Consider the following 16559-nt stretch of genomic DNA (forward strand, 5'->3'; position numbering starts at 1 on the left):
CACTGTTGCAGAGGCTCCTCAGCCGCAACGGTGTAGCCATGGGGGTTTACACAGTGCAGCAATTGGTGGCGCAAGGGCTCAGTACGAGCGGCATTTCGAGACGATCGCGGTCGGGGGAGCTCGTGCGCCTGCTGCCGAAGGTCTACGCGACGGAGAAACCGGACTACCTCGGACTGTGCACCGGTGCGCTTCTGTGGAAACCGGACGCCGTGTTGAGCCACGAAAGTGCGGCCTGGTTGTGGGGACTGATCGACTACGAACCGCGACTCGTCTCTGTCACGGTGGCCCCGAACGTCCAGTCGAGATCGGTGCCGTGGGTTCGAGTTCATCGCCGACGCCTCGTCGAGGTCCAGCTCCACCGAGGCCTGCGAGTGGTGTCGCTGGAGCAGACGTTCGTCGACGTCGCGACCTCGTTGTCGACGCCCGATCTCGAGAAATTCTTCGACGACGCCATCGACCATCATCTGCCGTGGCGACGGGTTGCCTCACTGTGTGACACGTCGAAGGGAATGCACGGGATGGCTTCCGTCCGGAAGCAGCTTCGAACGTGCTGCCCCAGAACACGATCAGAGCCGGAGCGCGTGGTAGCGCGGGCGTTGACAGCCCGCAACTTCACGATGGAGATCAATGCGCGCGTCGGGAAGTTCTACGGCGACCTGGTCGACTTTTCCGCACGAGTGATCGTCGAAATCGATGGCCGAGAGTTCCACACGGATCCCGCCACGTTCAACAACGATCGTCGACGCCAGAACAAGTTGGTGCTCGATGGATGGTTGGTGCTGCGCTACTCGGCGGCCACAGCGCTTGCCGACCTCGATCGCGTCGTGGACGAAATCATCGCCGTGGTGCGGCGTCGTCGGAAGTCGATCGCAGCAACGGACCGTCGACTCCCGTGAATACGCGGCTGCAGCGGGCAGGGTTGCACACTATCGACGCCGATCGACGGGATTCCGTCAATCGGCGTCGGTAGCGTGCACTGGTGCCCACTTCGGTGGACCCGCTACCCGTCCTTCCGCGCAAGAATGAGCGCGAAGCGGGAGTCGGCGTCGGACCAGAGATGTTCGACGCCGAATCCCGCCGCAGCGAGTTCTTCGGTGATGCCCTCCGGCCGGAATTTCGCCGAGATCTCGGTGCGCAGAACCTCACCGGCGTCGAAGTGCACGTGCAGATCGAGGTCGGCGAGGTACACCTCCTGCGGCGCGTTGGCCCGTAGCCGCATCTCGATCCACTCCTGCTCGGCATTCCAGAGCGCGACATGCTCGAAGGCATCGGGATCGAAGTTGCCACCCAGGCGAGAGTTGATCACCGACAACACGTTTCGATTGAACTTCGCGGTCACCCCTGCGGCGTCATCGTAGGCCGGAACGAGAACCTTCGGGTCGATCACCAAACCGACACCGAGCAACAGATGCTCACCGGAATCGAGGGCCTCCGCTATGGCTCCGAGAAACTCCCGACGTTCCTCGGGGATCAGGTTGCCGAGGGTCCCACCCAGGAATGCGATCGTACGTGCCTGGCCGCTGGGCAGATTGTGCAGCGTGTCGGTGAAATCGCTGACGATGCCGCGCACCTCGAGCGCCGGGAACTCGTGCGAGATCTGCTCGATGGCACCCTCGAGGGCCGTGACGGATACATCCTGCGGTACATAGGTTTCGAGCGATCCATGTTTCACCCCAGCGGAGAGCAGGATTTTCGTCTTCTCCGACGAGCCGGAGCCCAGCTCGATCAACATCGTCGATCCGGTTGCTTCGGCGACGTCCAAGGCGTGCTCCTCGAGGAGGGCGCGCTCGGTCCGCGTCGGGTAGTACTCCGGCAGCACCGTGATCTGCTCGAAGAGCTCGCTGCCCAGCGCGTCGTAGAAGTACTTGGGCGAGAGCCACTTCGGGTCGGCAGTGAGACCGTCCCGCACGTCCTTACGCAACTCGTCGAGCAATGCTGTGTCGGCCAAATGTACGTCCACCGTGCTCATGACGCTCCTTTATGATTCCAGGCTGGAAATGGTGAGATCGGTTGTCGTGGCGACGACCATGCGTCGGTCGTCGATGAAAATCCAGTCGGGTCGATCGTCGAGGGGTTCGGAGGCGATCGTCACCGAATCCTCGGTCCGCAGAGCCGACAGCGAATGATGCACCGCCGTGGCGTACATGCTCTCGCCGTCCGACAGCAGAAAATTCAGGCGCGCCTTGGGCGAGGTTGCGAGAACCCTGCGGACCAGCATGCGCAGTGCCGACTCGGGATCGTGGGTGCGCAGCAGGTTCTGCAGTACGACCCACAGAGCGGCGGCATCGGTCGGCGCAGGCAATGCGAGCGCGTCGACGTGCGGCACCTCCGACCACAGGTCGGCCATCGACTGCGGCCAGCCGAACACCACACCGTTGTGGCTGAACGCCCAACGGCCGTCGGTGAAGGGGGCGCAGGCGCTGCGTTCCACCGGCATTCCCACGGTCGCCGATCGCACTGCCGCGATCACCGACGTCGAATGGATCTGCGGCAGAACATCGTCCACCGCCGGATCGGTCCAGATGGGCATGGGATTGCGGTAGCTGTGCACCGCTGCGTCGCCGTCCCACCATGCGACACCGAATCCGTCGGCATTGATGGTGCCGCCGCCGCGCATGTCGCTGGGGGCATACGCCTGCACACGCAGACTGTGCTCACCGTCGGTGAGCACTCCCCCGACGGACGTGCGGGGGCCGATATACCCGAGATGACGGCACATTCAGCTGGACTCGACGTCGCGGGCCAACCGGAATCCACTGAAGATCTGACGGCGGATCGGGTGGTCCCAGTTACGGAACGTTCCCCGGCACGCCACCTCGTCGGTGCCGAACGACCCGCCGCGCAACACCTTGTAGTCGCCGCGGAGAAACACCTCGGAGTACTCGGCGTACGGGAAGGCCTCGAAGCCGGGGTACGGCTCGAAATCGGAGGAGGTCCACTCCCACACGTCACCGATGAGTTGGTGCACCCCTGCTGCAGAGGCACCGTCGGGATACGCGCCGACGTCTGCCGGTTCCAGATGCCGCTGATTCAAATTGGCATGTGCCGCAGTGGGTTCGGCGTCGCCCCACGGGTAGGCGTTGCTGGTGCGGGTCTCGGCGTCGAATCGCGCAGCTTTCTCCCACTCCGCCTCCGTCGGCAGACGCTGGCCTGCCCAGCGCGCGTAGGCATCGGCCTCGAACCAGCACACGTGCACGACGGGCTGATGCGGTCGCACCGGACGGCGCACTCCGAAGCTCCGACGCCACCAGGTGCCGTCGGAGTCGGACTCCCAGAACTGCGGCGCGGTCAGGTTCGCGTCGACGCGATGCTGCCACCCCTTGTCGGTCCACAGCTCGCGGCGTTGGTAGCCGCCGTCGGCAATGAAGTCCATGAACTGCGCGTTGGTGATCGGGGCTCGGTCGATGGCGAACGTCGGCACGTTCACCGTGTGGGCCGGTCGCTCGTTGTCGAGAGCCCACGGATCGAGCGAGGTGCCCATCGAGAACGATCCACCGGCGATGACGGTCTCACCCGACACCGGCGTGGCCGAACTGGGAGGCGCAGGAGCGGTCAGAACCGCAGGTCCCGAACGTAGTTGATGGGTCGCGAGCATGGTCTCGTCGTGTTGCTGCTCGTGCTGGGCGATCATGCCGAACGCGAAGCCATGTTTCTCGACCGGCCTACCCTCGAAAGTGCTGTGGTCGAGTACATCCCAGGCCTTGTCGCGAACGGTCTGGACGTAGACGCGTGCCTCGTCCGGAGTGAGCAGCGGAAGCGACGTACGCGAGGAACGAGAGTGTTTGAAGGCGTCGTACAGCTCGTCGATGTCGGGACGCACCGGATCCCGTCCACCGACATCACGGACGAGCCAGAGCTCTTCCTGGCTACCGATGTGGGCGAGATCCCAGACCAGCGGGCTCATCAACGGCGAATGCTGCGACATCAGTTCGGTCTCGTCCACGCAATCGGTGAGCGCCGCACTGCGGGCTCGGCTGCGCGTGAGGACGGTTTCTATCCTGTTCCTGAGTTGTTCGGCGCTCACACCGATTCCTTTCGAGTCCGAAGTTCCCGTGCCGCCGTGTCGAGTTCGCTGGGCGGCTCGCCGGCACTGCATCGTCGAGACGCTGCCGACAGGTGGTCGGAGAACTCGCCACCGACCTCCGCTGCGAGGTCGAGCAATTCGGTTGCGGCTGTGCGGAGCTCGCGATCTGCCAGCCCGACGCGGGCCGCGTCGAGCCACCGTCCCGCCGTACCGCCGCCGATCTCGGTGGCCCGGGCCACCAGTTCGGGTGTGGACAGCAGCGCCTCGAACGCCGCCGCCGGAACCACCCATTGCCCGTCCGGCTGCGCGTCGAGATAGCGAATCTCGAAGTGCCCGCAGGCGCGCACCTGAGGGAACAGGGTGGTCAGGTGATAGTCGAGATCGCTGTAGGTCGGCGGGCGTCCGACGATGTCGGGATCGTCCACCCACTGCGCGAACGTGGTACCCGGCGGCGCTTCCCAGTTCTGCGTGACGCCCTGGATGCAGAGCAACGGAACGTCGAGTGCCCACCGTGCGTAGTCGGTGATCGGGTCGCCTGTGTTGGGCACCGACGTTCTGCTAGAATCCGTTCTGCTGGAATCGAGTTCGAGCCAGGTCCGCATCCGCTGGGATGCCCAGCGTCCCGCCGGTGCACCGGAAAGTTCGGGAGAGCGAGCGAACGCAGCCACGAAGGCAGGACCGATGACGTGAAGCATGTGCCAGCGCGCGGCGACCTCGGCACGATCACGACCCGCGTCGACACTCACTTGAGCCGCTGCGGTGTTGCACATCATCAGCTTTCCGAAGGGGCCGATGGTGGTGAACCGATTCTCCATCGCGCAGTACCGCGGTAGCACGAGGAGACGTTCGGGTGCCCGAGCAGTATCGGCCGGAACGGACGCGATGTCGATGCCGGCCTTACCGAGAATGTCCCGCAGCAGCCGCGCATCGGCGTCGAGCATCGGTGCGAGTTGGGAAACGGATAGATAAGGCGAACTGGACAATTCGACCTGACCGCCGGGTTCGACGGTGACGATGCTGCCGCCCGGCAACGACAGGGCGGGTGACTCGGGATCGATACTGCGCGGGGAGTGAACACCGAGCGCAGCGGCCAGAGCTGGGAGGGTCGGACGCGTTCCGTCGTCGAGGGCGGTGAGCCACTCGAGTTCGGCACCGATGAGAGCCGGTGGCCCCAGCTTGAAACACACCTTCGATACATATGCCTCTGCTGCCGGGCGCGAGCTCAGCCCGAGAGACTTCTCGTTGGACGACACTCATTCCTTCTTTCCGCACTCAACACGTTCTCCGCTCGGAGTACGTACCCAGCCGCGGGGATCGAAAACGCCGCGATCCCTCGTCTGATCGAGGCTACCGATTGTGGAACTCTGGTGCCCGAGAGTTCGCTACCGAAAGGACGACCGATGCTCGATCACGACCGCATTCGACGCGACACCCCCGGTGCGTCGGGCCGGGTCTTTCTCGACAGCGCCGGATCGTCTCTACCTCCGACCGTCGTCCTCGATACCGCGATCGCGCACCTGCGCCGGGAAGCGGAAATCGGTGGCTACCGGGCCGCGAACGAACGACTCGATGATCTCGCCGCGGTCAAGACCTCGATCGGAACCTTGATCGGAGCCCCGGCGTCGAGCATCGCATTGAGCGATTCTGCGACCCGGGCCTGGACAGACTTCTTCTACTCGGTGCCGCTGTCCCCCGGTGACCGAATACTGCTGTGCGAGGCCGAATACGCCAGCAACGCGATCTCCGCCCTCCACCGCGCCGAGGTCACCGGCGCAACGGTGGAGATCGTCCCGAGTGACGAATCGGGACGCATCGACGTACACGCACTGGAATCGATGCTCGACGACCGGGTGAAACTGGTCTCGGTGGTGCACGCCCCAACCAACGGCGGACTGATCAATCCTGCCCGTGCCGTTACCGATCTCGCGCACCGCCACGGCGCACTGGTCCTGCTCGACGCCTGCCAGTCCATCGGGCAGATGCGCATCGACGTCGAGGAATTGGGAGTCGATGCCCTCTCGGCCACCGGCCGCAAATGGCTGCGCGGCCCCCGCGGAACCGGCTTCCTCTATCTGCGACCGGGATTGGCGTCGACGCTGCATCCGCCGGCCCTCGACCTGCACAGCGCTCAATGGGTGGACCGACAGACGTATCGAATGGCCGACGATGCCACGCGATTCGAGTTCTGGGAATGCGACGTCGCGGCCCGGCTCGCGCTCGGGGCGGCCGTCGATTATCTCCTCGAGCTCGGCGTCGACCAGGTCGAGGAGGCCGTTGTCGAACGTGCCGAATACCTGCGGGCCGGGCTCCGGAAGATCCCCGGAGTGACCGTGCACGACCTCGGCGACCGCAAGAACGGCATCGTCTCGTTCACCGTGGACGGCGAAGATCCCGTGGCCGTGCGCGACCGACTCGGGGAGCGCGGGGTGACCGTGACCGTCAGCCACCGCAGCTCGACGCGCCTGGACATGACCGGCCGGGGACTCGACGCGGTCGTTCGTGCATCTCCCCACTATTTCGTCACTTTCGCCGAACTGGACACGATGCTCGCTGCGCTCGCACGTGCATGAGACTTCGTCGCAGGGGTCGAAGTTTCGCTCACATGGGTTTTGCGGAGATAAAGCCCGACGCCGACCGCTGAGACCGCGAGTCCACCGAGTCCGAGCCAGGTGATCGCGTCGCCGAACATGAGCCAGGCCCACAGCATCGTCGTCGGCGGGGTCAGGTAGAGCAACACGCTGGCGCGGGTGGGCCCGTTGCGACGCACCACGAACAGGTACGCGCCGTACGCACCGAAGGTCGAGAGCACGACCGTCCACGCCACGGCCGCCCAGAAGCCCGTCGTCATGGGCGGTGCGACATCACCGGCCAACGCACTCCACGTCATGAATCCGACTGCGCTGATGGAACATTGGATGGCCATCGACAGCGCGATCGGTTCCTTCGGTGCCAGGATTCGCTGACCGATCGTCCCCATCGACAGAGCAAGCATCCCGGCCGCCGGTAGTAGATAGACGGGCCAGGCGAGGTCGGCACCGGACAGGTCCCCCAGCACCACCAGCGAGACACCCGCGATGCCGACGACGAGTCCCAGACTCTGCCGTCCTCCGACGCGTTCCCCGAAGATCCTGCTCGAGGCCGTCGCGACGACCAGCGGCTGCAGTGCGGCGATCAATGCGGCGACTCCCGGTGGCACACCCATACCGATCCCGGTGATCGTGGCACCGAGGTAGAGGAACTGACAGAAGAGGCCGAGGACCGCGTGGATTCGGATGGCGCGCCAGGTGGGGGCCAGCCTGCGATATCGGCACCATGCGATCAACAGTGCAGCGGCCGCGACATAACGCCAGGCCAGCAGAGTGTGCGCGGGGGCTTCGGCCGTTCCGAGTTCGGCTCCGATGAAGCCCGAACTCCACAGCACCACCAGTGCCGTACCTGCGACGGCGTCGACATTCGCTTTCATGCTGCGATGTAAACATACAGGTCTGTATACTTGCAGTGCACCTGCTTCTCACCAGCGCTTTCGGAAGGCAACCATGCTCGACAAGCCCCTCACCCCCGCCGGAGAACGCATCCTGACCGTCGCCAGCGAGCTGTTCTACGCCCGCGGCATCCGAGCCGTCGGAGTCGACCTGATCGCGGAGGAGGCCGGCACCACGAAGAAGACCCTGTACGACCGATTCGGCTCCAAGGACGGCCTGGTGCAGCGATACCTCACCCGTCGATACGCTCTGTGGTGCGATCACGTGACGGAATTCGTCGATGCCCTCGAACCCGGCGACGCCCGCATCCTCGGGGTGTACGACGCCCTCGACGTCTGGATGCGCGACAACCATCGCGGCTGCGGATTCGTCAACGCCTTCGCCGAGTTCGGCGGCACCGACAGCCCGGTGCTCGCGATCATCGAGTCCGAGAAAGCCTGGACCAGATCGTTGTTCGCGCGACTGGCCACCGAAGCTGGATACCCCGATGCCGAACAGCTGGGAACCCGGCTGTCGGTGCTGCACGAGGGCGCGGTGGTCATGGGGACGGCAGGAGCTCGCGATGACGCCATCGTGGTCGCGCGGGGCATCGCGTCGGATCTACTCGCTGCGCTCGCAGGTGCACGGCAGTAACTGCGGTCTTTACGCCGGCTCCACTCCGGGCTCGTAGCAGGGGTCGAGCTTCCACGCACGTGACGTGGTCGTGTATTGTTTCCCAGGTTGTCTCGGCGAGGGTAGATCCGAATAGTTCCGGATCCACCGTTATCGACGCGGCTCGGCCCCGTTGGCCGCGCTCGTTCGTGTCCGCCCCGACGAGCTTGACCGCCCGACGAAGTACGCCGCACGAACCACATTTATCAGGAGCATCCAGCACCATGGCATCGAAGGTAAACAATCTCACCGCGCTCGTCCGCACCGAATTCGGCAAGGGCGCTGCCCGCCGCACCCGTCGCGACGGCCTCGTTCCCGCCGTTCTGTACGGACACGCCACCGATCCCCAGCACCTCGCTCTGGACGCTCGCGCGTTCGCAGCCGTGCTGCGTAACGACGGCACCAACGCCGTGCTGACCCTCGACATCGACGGCAAGTCGCAGCTGGCGCTGACCAAGTCGATCGTCGTGCACCCGATCCGTCGCAGCATCGAGCACGCCGACCTCCTCGTCCTGAAGAAGGGCGAGCGCGTCACCGTCGAGGTCAACATCATCGTCGAAGGCGATGCAGCGCCCGGCACCCTGGTCGTCACCGACTCCACGTACATCGAGATCGAGGCCGACGCCCTGGAGATCCCGGAGAACTTCGTCATCTCCGTCGAGGACAACCAGATCGACACCCAGTACTACGCAAAGGACGTCGAGCTGCCCGAGGGCGTCACCCTGATGTCCGACCCCGAGCAGCTGCTCGTCAACGTCGTCGAGGCACCGTCCGAGGAAGAGCTCGAGGCAGACGGCGAAGGCACCGAGCCGATCACCGAAGAGGGCGAGGCCGAAACTCAGGAAGAGGCCGAGAGCCAAGAGGATTCGGACGACGAAGAGAGCAAGGACAGCGACAGCTGATCTCTCTCCACCGACCGCGTACGACGCGCTGCTCCCACACCGGGAACAGCGCGTCGTTCGTTTCGAAGGCGTGATGCGACAATGACGAGCGTGAGTGTTGACCCCGTGAGTGCCGAAAGTACAGCGCCTGCCCTGATCGTCGGCCTCGGCAATCCCGGCCCGCAATACGAAAAGACCCGCCACAACGTCGGTTTCATGGTCGCCGACGCCCTTGCCGGACGCATCGGCGGGGCGTTCTCCTCGCACAAGAAGTCCAACTCCGACGTCGTCCAGGCCCGCCTCGGTTCTCGCTCGGTGATCATCGCCAAGCCGCGGACGTTCATGAATCTCTCGGGCCAGCCGGTGGCTGCGTTGGCGCGATTCTTCTCGATCGAACCGGCGAACATCGTGGTGGTGCACGACGAGCTGGACATCGACTTCGGTGCTCTGCGACTCAAACTCGGCGGCGGCGAGGGCGGCCACAACGGACTCCGCTCGATCTCCCAGCACCTGAGCACCAAGGAGTACCTGCGGGTTCGCGTCGGCGTCGGGAGACCACCGGGCCGAATGGATCCGGCGTCGTTCGTGCTCAAGCCGTTCTCGGCGGCCGAGCGCAAGGATCTCGGCGTCGTCGTCGAGGAAGCCGCGGACGCCGCGGAGTTGCTGCTCTCTGCCGGACTGGAAGCGGCACAGAACCGGGTGCACCCGCGCTGAACCTCACACCCCTGTTGTGAGGCGCGCGCCTGTTCTCGCGTCCGAACGCAGGCGCGCACCCCGTAGAAAGGGTGTGAGGTCCCCCGCCCTTCGCGTCAGTTCAGTAGCGACGCCGAATTCGCCCGTCGCAGTTTGCCGCTCGACGTCTTCGGAATACTGCCCGGCCCCAACACCGCAACGGTTCGCGGTCGCACACCCACCTCCGAGTGCACCGCGTGGATCACTTCCCGTTCGATGCGTTTGACCTCGTCCGGCTTGTCGATGTCGTTGGTTTCCACTGCCACAGCGAAGCTTTCGCGCTTCTCACCGGCATCGAGCCGGATGGCGACGGCATTGCCCGGCCGCACACCGGCAACAGTGCCCGCGGCCCGTTCGATGTCGGTGGGATAGATGTTGCGACCACCCATGATGATGACGTCCTTGATCCGTCCGCAGACGACCACCAGTTCGTCCTCGGTGATGTAGCCGACGTCGCCGGTATCGAGCCAGCCGTCCGCGTCGAGCGTCGACACCGGTCCTTCGACGGTGATGTAGCCGGGGGTGACGGCCTTGCCCCGCACCTCGATGATGCCCACGCCGCGAGCAGTGAGCACCTGCCCCTCCTTGTCGACGACGCGTCCCTCCAATCCGGGAACGAACTTGCCGAGCGTCGCGAGAGAACGGGTGTTGCCACGGGTCGACGGGACGGCGCGACCGAGGGTCTCGAGCAGGTCCGCGTCGACCACATCGATCACCTGTCCCTGGTCGGGATCCGGAATCGACACTGCGAGAGTCGTTTCCGCCATTCCGTAGACCGGAGCCAGAGCGAGTGGGTTGAGCTTGTACGGGGCCCCGGCCTCGGCGAGCGCGATCATGGTGTCCGGGTCGACCGGCTCGGCTCCGTTCCAGGCATAGCGCAGAGTGGACAGATCGAGATCCAGATCGTCCTCGGCCTGACGCAGCCGCCGCGCCAGCAGCGAGTACGCGAAGTTCGGTGCTGCGGTGACGGTTCCGCGGTACTTGTGAATAAGCTTGGCCCACAACAGCGGCGAGCGCAGGAAGTCCAGTGGAGTGATGCTGACGACCTCGGCACCGACCTGCATCGGCACCGACAGAAAGCCCACCATCCCCATGTCGTGGAACAGGGGCAGCCAACTGACCATCACATCGGAATCGACATCGAATTCGATGCGATCGATCATGGCGTAGGCATTGACGTAGAAGTTCTCGTGTGTGATCCGCACGGCCTTCGGCGAACCGGTCGAGCCGGACGTCAGTTGCTGCAGCGCGATGTCGGACTCGGCCGTCGGCACCGGATCGATATCGCGACCGGTCTTCATGTCCTCGATCTTCAGCACGGTGATGCCGCGCTCCTCGAGCACGGGTGCGGCGATATCGAACGGTGCCCCGAGAATCACGGCCTTGGCCTCGATCATCCGCACGACGGTCTCGGTGTCCTCGCCCCAAACGGCGAGGTCGGTCCGCGGAGTGGGCTGGTGCAGCATCGTCACCGATCCCCCGCGCATCCACGTCGCCTGGCACGCAGGCGCGATGTCCACCGGCTGACCGGCCAGAATCCCGATCGCGTCCCCGTGTTCGACGCCTGCGTCGGCCAGAGCCCCGGCCATTCGCCGCGCCTGCTCGTGGATCTCACCCCAGGACTGCCGAAGCGCCTCGTCGGGCTCGCCGGTCACCAGACCGTGCTTGCTGGTGCTCGCGGTCTCGAACATCTCTTCGGTGAACTTGCTCAACGCACGTCTCCTCGTGAGGGATCTCCCGGCCTACCGTTCACAGTAGGCACTCCCGCCCCGACCGAGGGGAACAACGGGCCGCGTATCCTTTGATTTTGCCCCGGCCACTCTTTCGGTGCCGCCCTTGCTACGAGAATGAGGTCTTCGTGAGTACCCCGTCCAGCACCCCCGACGTCGACGCAACGCTCGAAGGGTCCGGACCGGCTGCGCTCGACGAGTCCGGGACCACCCGAGGCCAGGCCAAAGAGCTCGAGACCGAGGTCGCGAGGCGTCGAACATTCGCGGTGATCTCGCACCCCGACGCCGGTAAGTCGACGCTCACCGAGGCCCTCGCCCTGCATGCCCGTGTCATCTCCGAGGCCGGTGCCATCCACGGCAAGGCCGGCCGCCGCTCCACCGTCTCCGACTGGATGGAGATGGAGAAGGCCCGCGGTATCTCGGTGAGTTCGACTGCGCTGCAGTTCAATTACCAGACCTCCCCCGACGCCGAGATCACCAACGTCATCAACCTCGTCGACACTCCCGGCCACGCCGACTTCTCCGAGGACACCTACCGCGTGCTGACCGCCGTCGACGCGGCCGTGATGCTGATCGACGCCGCCAAGGGCCTCGAACCGCAGACGCTCAAACTGTTCCAGGTGTGCCGCCAGTTCGGCATCCCGGTCATCACCGTCATCAACAAGTGGGACCGCCCGGGCCAGTCGCCGCTCGAGCTGCTCGACGAGATCGAGTCGCGAATCGGCCTGACGCCGACGCCTCTCTACTGGCCAGTCGGGATCGCCGGCGATTTCCGCGGCCTGCTCGACGTGCAGGACGGCAGCTACATCCGATTCACCCGCACCGCCGGTGGCGCGACCATCGCTCCCGAGGAATTCATGACGGCCGAGGCCGCCGCCGAACGTGAGGGCGTCGACTGGGACACCGCCGTCGAGGAGAGCGATCTACTGATCTCGAGCGGTCAACAGCACGATCAGGAGATGTTCCTGGCCGGCCAGACGTCGCCGGTGATCTTCGGCTCCGCGATGCTCAACTTCGGCGTTCGACAGATTCTCGACACCCTCGTGGCCCTCGCGCCGTCACCCGGCCCGCGTGACGACGTCTCCGGCGGCGTACGCGAGGTCACCGACCCGTTCAGCGCCGTCGTGTTCAAGGTGCAGGCGGGCATGGACACCGCGCACCGCGACCGACTGGCGTTCATGCGCGTGGTGTCCGGAGTGTTCGAGCGCGGCATGGTCGTCACCCACTCGCAAACCAAGAAGCCGTTCACCACCAAGTACGCGTTGACGGTGTTCGGTCGCGATCGTACGACCGTCGAGAACGCCTACCCGGGAGACATCGTCGGCCTCGTCAACGCGACCGCGCTCGCCCCGGGGCACACGCTCTACACCGACAAGAAGGTCGAGTTCCCGCCCATTCCGTCGTTCGCACCCGAGCACTTCTCGGCACTGCGCGTCGACAGCGCCGACAAGTACAAGAAGTTCCGCCGCGCCGTCGAGCAACTCGATTCCGAGGGCGTCGTTCAGGTGCTGCGCAACGACATTCGCGGCGACGCGTCCCCCGTGCTCGCCGCTGTCGGACCCATGCAGTTCGAGGTGGTCACCGCACGCATGAAGACCGAGTTCGGCGTCGACGCTCGAATGGAACCGCTCGGATACTCCCTTGCTCGACGCACCGATGCAGCCTCGGCCGTCGAACTGGGTCGCCAACGCGGTGTCGAGGTCTTCACTCGCACCGACGGCGCGCTGTTGGCACTGGTGAGCGACAAGTGGCGTCTGCAGTACATCCAGAAGGAAATGCCCGAGCTCACCCTCGAACCGCTCGTCGCCGCGGGTGATCAGTAGCAACCCGTGCTGATCGATCTGCTCGACGCAGAATTCTCCGTTCTGGGGCACCCGATTCTGTGGCGTGAGGTGGTCGGCAACGGTTTCGGCTTGCTCTCGGCGATCGGGGGAATGCGACGCGTCGTGTGGGCGTGGCCGGTGGGGATCATCGGAAATGCACTGCTGTTCACCGTTTTTCTCGGCGGCGTGTTCCATACTCCGCAGGCACTCGATCTGTACGGCCAGGCCGGGCGTCAGCTGATGTTCATCGCCGTGAGCGTCTACGGGTTGATGCGCTGGGTGCGCGATTCGAAGCGGTCCGGGGCCGCGGTTCTACCGCGGTGGGGCACGGCGCGGGAGCGGACGGCGATGCTCGTCGTCGCGGTCGTCGGCACGGTGGTGTTCGCGCAACTGTTCGGCTACCTCGGCTCGTTCGGCAAGTGGGCCGACGCATGGATCTTCACCGGATCCATGCTGGCCACCTTCGGAATGGCCCGTGGGCTCACCGAGTTCTGGCTGATCTGGATAGCGGTGGACATCGTGGGTGTTCCGCTGCTGATCGTCGCCGGGTTCTATCCGTCCGCGGTTCTCTACCTCGTGTACGCCGCGTTCGTGGCCTGGGGATTCGTTGTGTGGTTCAGGATCCAGAACAAGAACTTCGGTCAAAAAATGGCGTCGTAAACAATCGTGATGCTACTCTCAGCCTGTCCGAACAAACTTCGAGTACGTTTCTGCGTGCTCGACGCCGAGTAGCCCGTCCTGATCGATACCCGATCGTGACCTCTCGGCGCGGAACCACCTGGGAATCACGATGAAGTGGAAAACGACATGACAAAGGGATCGAACTACCCATTGGCCGGGATCAAGGTCGGTGGCGCTCCCGCGCATCGTTTGGCGACGCCGCCGAAGTCCGACTCCGCTTCACCCGCCGGTGGCCGCACCGATTCTTCGGCGGCAGCGCCCGCCGAGAAGGCGGTCGAGACCCTGTCCACCGAGAAGTCGGAGGCAGTGGTCACGTCCACCGAGAAGGCGTCCGCAACAACGCCTGCACCAGCAACGTCGTCCGACACGGATTCAACGACCCCCCGCGCGGATCGACGTCGTCCAGAGAAGCCCGCCACGGAATCGAACGAGGTTGAAGTGACTACAAGCGATCAGATCTCAGAACACGGCCTGCCCACCAACGGCCGCTCCACGTCTCACGGCTCCACCGCCTCGCCGTCGCTCGGTCGTGGCCAGGGACCCGACCGTCGCACCGCCATGGGTGTCGCCTCGGTACGCATCGCGGGACGCTTGACCCAGAACGAGCTCGGCAGCCGCACCGGCGACATCCGCACCCCCGACACCTCCGTCGGCCCCGACGAGCTGCTCCAGCTCCTCGGCGAATACCTCGTCTCGGGTGGCCTGCAGAACCCCGAGATCCACGTGCGCTCCAACGGCCAGACCATCGTGCTGGACCTGCAGAACCCCGCCAAGGGCTACCGCTGACCCGTACCGGTCACAGCAGCTGCTGGAATGCCTCTGGTCGCACCATCTCGAGCACCAGAGGCTTCCATTGCGGCGCGCGGTCCTTGTCGACCAACACTGCACGAACACCCTCGGCGAAGTCCGGTTCGGTGATGATCCACGTCGCCATCCGCAACTCCCGATCGAGGCATTCACGCAACGTGCTGTCTGCTCCGCGTGCGATCAGCGCGTCGGTGGCCATCAGAGACGTCGGCGACAGCGTCGCCAACTGAGTCTTCGTCGTCCGAGACCACGGTGTGTCGCACACCAGTGCGTCGATGATGTCGACGAGCGACTCCTTCTCGAACACCGCTGCCACCGCCTCCGCGTCGAACGACAGCACGGTCGTCGACGGCGCAGTGGTGTATCGATCCAACACCTCGTCGACGGCAATGCCGGCGAGGATGTCTGCTTTCATGCTCTCTATCGAGTCGCTGGGGCAGAAGTGCGTCGCCAATCCCAGTGCAAGTGCATCGGATCCGGAGATGCGAGTTCCCGTCAGCGCCAGGTACCGTCCGACATGGCCCGGCAGGCGCGAGAGAAAGTAGCTCGACCCGACATCGGGCACGAACCCGATCGCCGTCTCCGGCATGGCCAACACGGCGTTCTCGGTGACGATGCGGATGCTGCCGTGAATCGAAATGCCCAGGCCACCGCCGAAAGCCGCGGCTTCGATCACGGCGATGTACGGCTTGGGGTAGTTCGCGATCAGTTCGTCGAGGTCGTACTCCGCCGCGAAATACGCCGGGCCGGCCTCGTTGTCACCGTCGACGACGGCCTGCCGAATCGCCTTGATGTCTCCGCCTGCACAGAATGCCCTGGGTGAACTGCTCGTCACCAGAACGGACGTGACCGCATCGTCGTCTCGCCACGCGTCGAGCGCGGTGCGGATGCCCTCGATCATCGCACCGTTCAACGAGTTCAGAGCCTCCGGCCGGTTCAGGACGATATGCCCTACGCCGCCCACGATCTCGGCTTCGACAACGGCCACTGTTGACTCCTTCACACGCAGATCGTTCGACGCGTAACAGTAGCGCTATTCGCGAGACTCGACCGACCGCGGACGCGCGTCATCGGGAATGTCGGCGGCGAGACAGGGCCGCTCTTCCGCAGTGAACCACCCTCGATAGAGAAACAGCTGTCCGAGCACCGGACTCTTCACCTCGATCTCGATGCGATGCCGCTCCTCGGCCGCATCCCACCACTCCCGACCGATCGTCACTGCCGACGCCACCTTGGGCAACTTCGGTGCCAGCGGGCCGAGCAGGAATCGCGGCACCTCGCTCTCGAGGATCAGCCCGCCATCGGCATCGACCTCACACCTGGTGTGCACCACCATGTCCGAGGAGAAACCCAGATAGTCCAGGGCATATGCGTCGGACTCGGCGGAGGACACCATCACCGAATTCATCCCCTGCGGCCGACCCGCGAAAGCGAAGCGACGCACGAAAGACATTGTCTCGCGGCCCAATTCGTCGACATACGCATAGTTGGCAATGGTGAACGGCACGTCCTTGCCGACACCGGCGGGAAAGAGACCGCGCTTGCGTCCGGCCCACAGCAACGGCGGCGGCACCAGTCGAGAATGCGTCATCTCCTCCATCACGCCCACTCCGAACTGAGCGAGATCGTCCGAGGACTGCAATCCGAAGCGCCACTGAACCTTGGGATGTAGACGGGCAAAATCCGAACCGAGTACTTCCGCGACGACCGATGTCATGACCCCAGTATGCGCTGCGCGCACGTGCACG

16 protein-coding genes are annotated in these 16559 nt (G+C 64.9%); 8 read left to right on the forward strand and 8 right to left on the reverse strand.

The genetic code is table 11. The features are described from left to right. Positions 1-38 precede the first annotated feature (38 nt). Complete coding sequence (locus QM590_RS08740) at positions 39-896, forward strand: DUF559 domain-containing protein (RefSeq protein ID WP_269594668.1); 858 nt, start codon at positions 39-41, stop codon at positions 894-896. A gap of 104 nt (positions 897-1000) precedes the next feature. Here the strand turns inward: QM590_RS08740 and egtD are convergent, their stop codons facing one another. Genes egtD through egtA form a run of 4 tightly spaced genes read right to left on the reverse strand, consistent with a single transcriptional unit; the run spans position 1001 to position 5277 of the window. Next, positions 1001-1969 (reverse strand): L-histidine N(alpha)-methyltransferase, encoded by a 969-nt coding sequence (gene egtD, locus QM590_RS08745; RefSeq protein WP_269594667.1) that lies wholly within the window; start codon positions 1967-1969, stop codon positions 1001-1003. A 9-nt stretch (positions 1970-1978) separates the two neighbouring features. Beyond that, the gene (gene egtC / locus QM590_RS08750) at positions 1979-2719 is read right to left on the reverse strand and encodes an ergothioneine biosynthesis protein EgtC (RefSeq protein ID WP_269594666.1); all 741 of its coding nucleotides are present in this window, start codon (positions 2717-2719) and stop codon (positions 1979-1981) included. Next, a complete protein-coding gene (egtB, locus tag QM590_RS08755; RefSeq protein ID WP_269594665.1) occupies positions 2720-4024 on the reverse strand; it encodes an ergothioneine biosynthesis protein EgtB in 1305 nt (434 codons plus the stop codon). Next, a complete protein-coding gene (egtA, locus tag QM590_RS08760) occupies positions 4021-5277 on the reverse strand; it encodes an ergothioneine biosynthesis glutamate--cysteine ligase EgtA (RefSeq protein WP_269594664.1) in 1257 nt (418 codons plus the stop codon). Before egtA ends, egtB begins: the two co-directional genes overlap by 4 nt. Before the next feature lie 147 nt (positions 5278-5424). On the opposite strand from egtA, the gene QM590_RS08765 reads away from it, so the two are divergent. Continuing rightward, a complete protein-coding gene (locus QM590_RS08765; protein ID WP_269594663.1) occupies positions 5425-6594 on the forward strand; it encodes an aminotransferase class V-fold PLP-dependent enzyme in 1170 nt (389 codons plus the stop codon). Here the strand turns inward: QM590_RS08765 and QM590_RS08770 are convergent. Continuing rightward, positions 6537-7487: a DMT family transporter gene (locus tag QM590_RS08770; RefSeq protein WP_269594662.1), complete on the reverse strand. Its 951-nt coding sequence runs from the start codon at positions 7485-7487 to the stop codon at positions 6537-6539. The genes QM590_RS08765 and QM590_RS08770 overlap by 58 nt on opposite strands. A 73-nt stretch (positions 7488-7560) precedes the next feature. On the opposite strand from QM590_RS08770, the gene QM590_RS08775 reads away from it, so the two are divergent. From QM590_RS08775 to pth, 3 genes are all read left to right on the forward strand, one after another. After that, positions 7561-8139 (forward strand): TetR/AcrR family transcriptional regulator, encoded by a 579-nt coding sequence (locus QM590_RS08775; protein ID WP_094686662.1) that lies wholly within the window; start codon positions 7561-7563, stop codon positions 8137-8139. Positions 8140-8381: 242 nt separating this feature from the next. Beyond that, positions 8382-9059: a 50S ribosomal protein L25/general stress protein Ctc gene (locus QM590_RS08780; protein ID WP_269594661.1), complete on the forward strand. Its 678-nt coding sequence runs from the start codon at positions 8382-8384 to the stop codon at positions 9057-9059. A gap of 105 nt (positions 9060-9164) precedes the next feature. Continuing rightward, on the forward strand, positions 9165-9752 hold the full coding sequence (pth, locus tag QM590_RS08785) for an aminoacyl-tRNA hydrolase (protein WP_269594660.1): 588 nt from the start codon (positions 9165-9167) through the stop codon (positions 9750-9752). A gap of 95 nt (positions 9753-9847) precedes the next feature. On the opposite strand, the gene QM590_RS08790 is transcribed toward pth, so the two are convergent. Continuing rightward, positions 9848-11482: a fatty acyl-AMP ligase gene (locus QM590_RS08790; protein WP_149405168.1), complete on the reverse strand. Its 1635-nt coding sequence runs from the start codon at positions 11480-11482 to the stop codon at positions 9848-9850. A gap of 146 nt (positions 11483-11628) precedes the next feature. Between QM590_RS08790 and QM590_RS08795 the strand changes: the two genes are divergently transcribed. The 3 genes from QM590_RS08795 to QM590_RS08805 all read left to right on the forward strand — a co-directional run bounded on the left by QM590_RS08795 (position 11629) and on the right by QM590_RS08805 (position 14790). Further along, complete coding sequence (locus QM590_RS08795; RefSeq protein ID WP_037192020.1) at positions 11629-13323, forward strand: peptide chain release factor 3; 1695 nt, start codon at positions 11629-11631, stop codon at positions 13321-13323. A 6-nt stretch (positions 13324-13329) separates the two neighbouring features. Beyond that, entirely contained in the window at positions 13330-13983 is a 654-nt protein-coding gene (pnuC, locus tag QM590_RS08800) for a nicotinamide riboside transporter PnuC (RefSeq protein ID WP_269594659.1), read from the forward strand. A gap of 147 nt (positions 13984-14130) precedes the next feature. Further along, positions 14131-14790 carry a hypothetical protein gene (locus QM590_RS08805; RefSeq protein ID WP_269594658.1) on the forward strand — a complete coding sequence of 220 codons (660 nt, stop codon included), beginning with the start codon at positions 14131-14133 and terminating at the stop codon, positions 14788-14790. Positions 14791-14800: 10 nt separating this feature from the next. Here the strand turns inward: QM590_RS08805 and QM590_RS08810 are convergent, their stop codons facing one another. Together QM590_RS08810 and QM590_RS08815 are read right to left on the reverse strand one after the other, a co-directional pair. Beyond that, positions 14801-15799, reverse strand: a complete 999-nt coding sequence (locus tag QM590_RS08810; protein WP_269594657.1) for an enoyl-CoA hydratase/isomerase family protein — start codon at positions 15797-15799, stop codon at positions 14801-14803. 45 nt (positions 15800-15844) lie between these two features. Continuing rightward, positions 15845-16528: a DUF4166 domain-containing protein gene (locus QM590_RS08815; RefSeq protein ID WP_094639566.1), complete on the reverse strand. Its 684-nt coding sequence runs from the start codon at positions 16526-16528 to the stop codon at positions 15845-15847. Positions 16529-16559 lie beyond the last annotated feature (31 nt).

It is taken from the genome of Rhodococcus sp. IEGM 1372, assembly GCF_030056835.1.
In the GTDB taxonomy this organism is placed as follows: domain Bacteria; phylum Actinomycetota; class Actinomycetes; order Mycobacteriales; family Mycobacteriaceae; genus Rhodococcoides.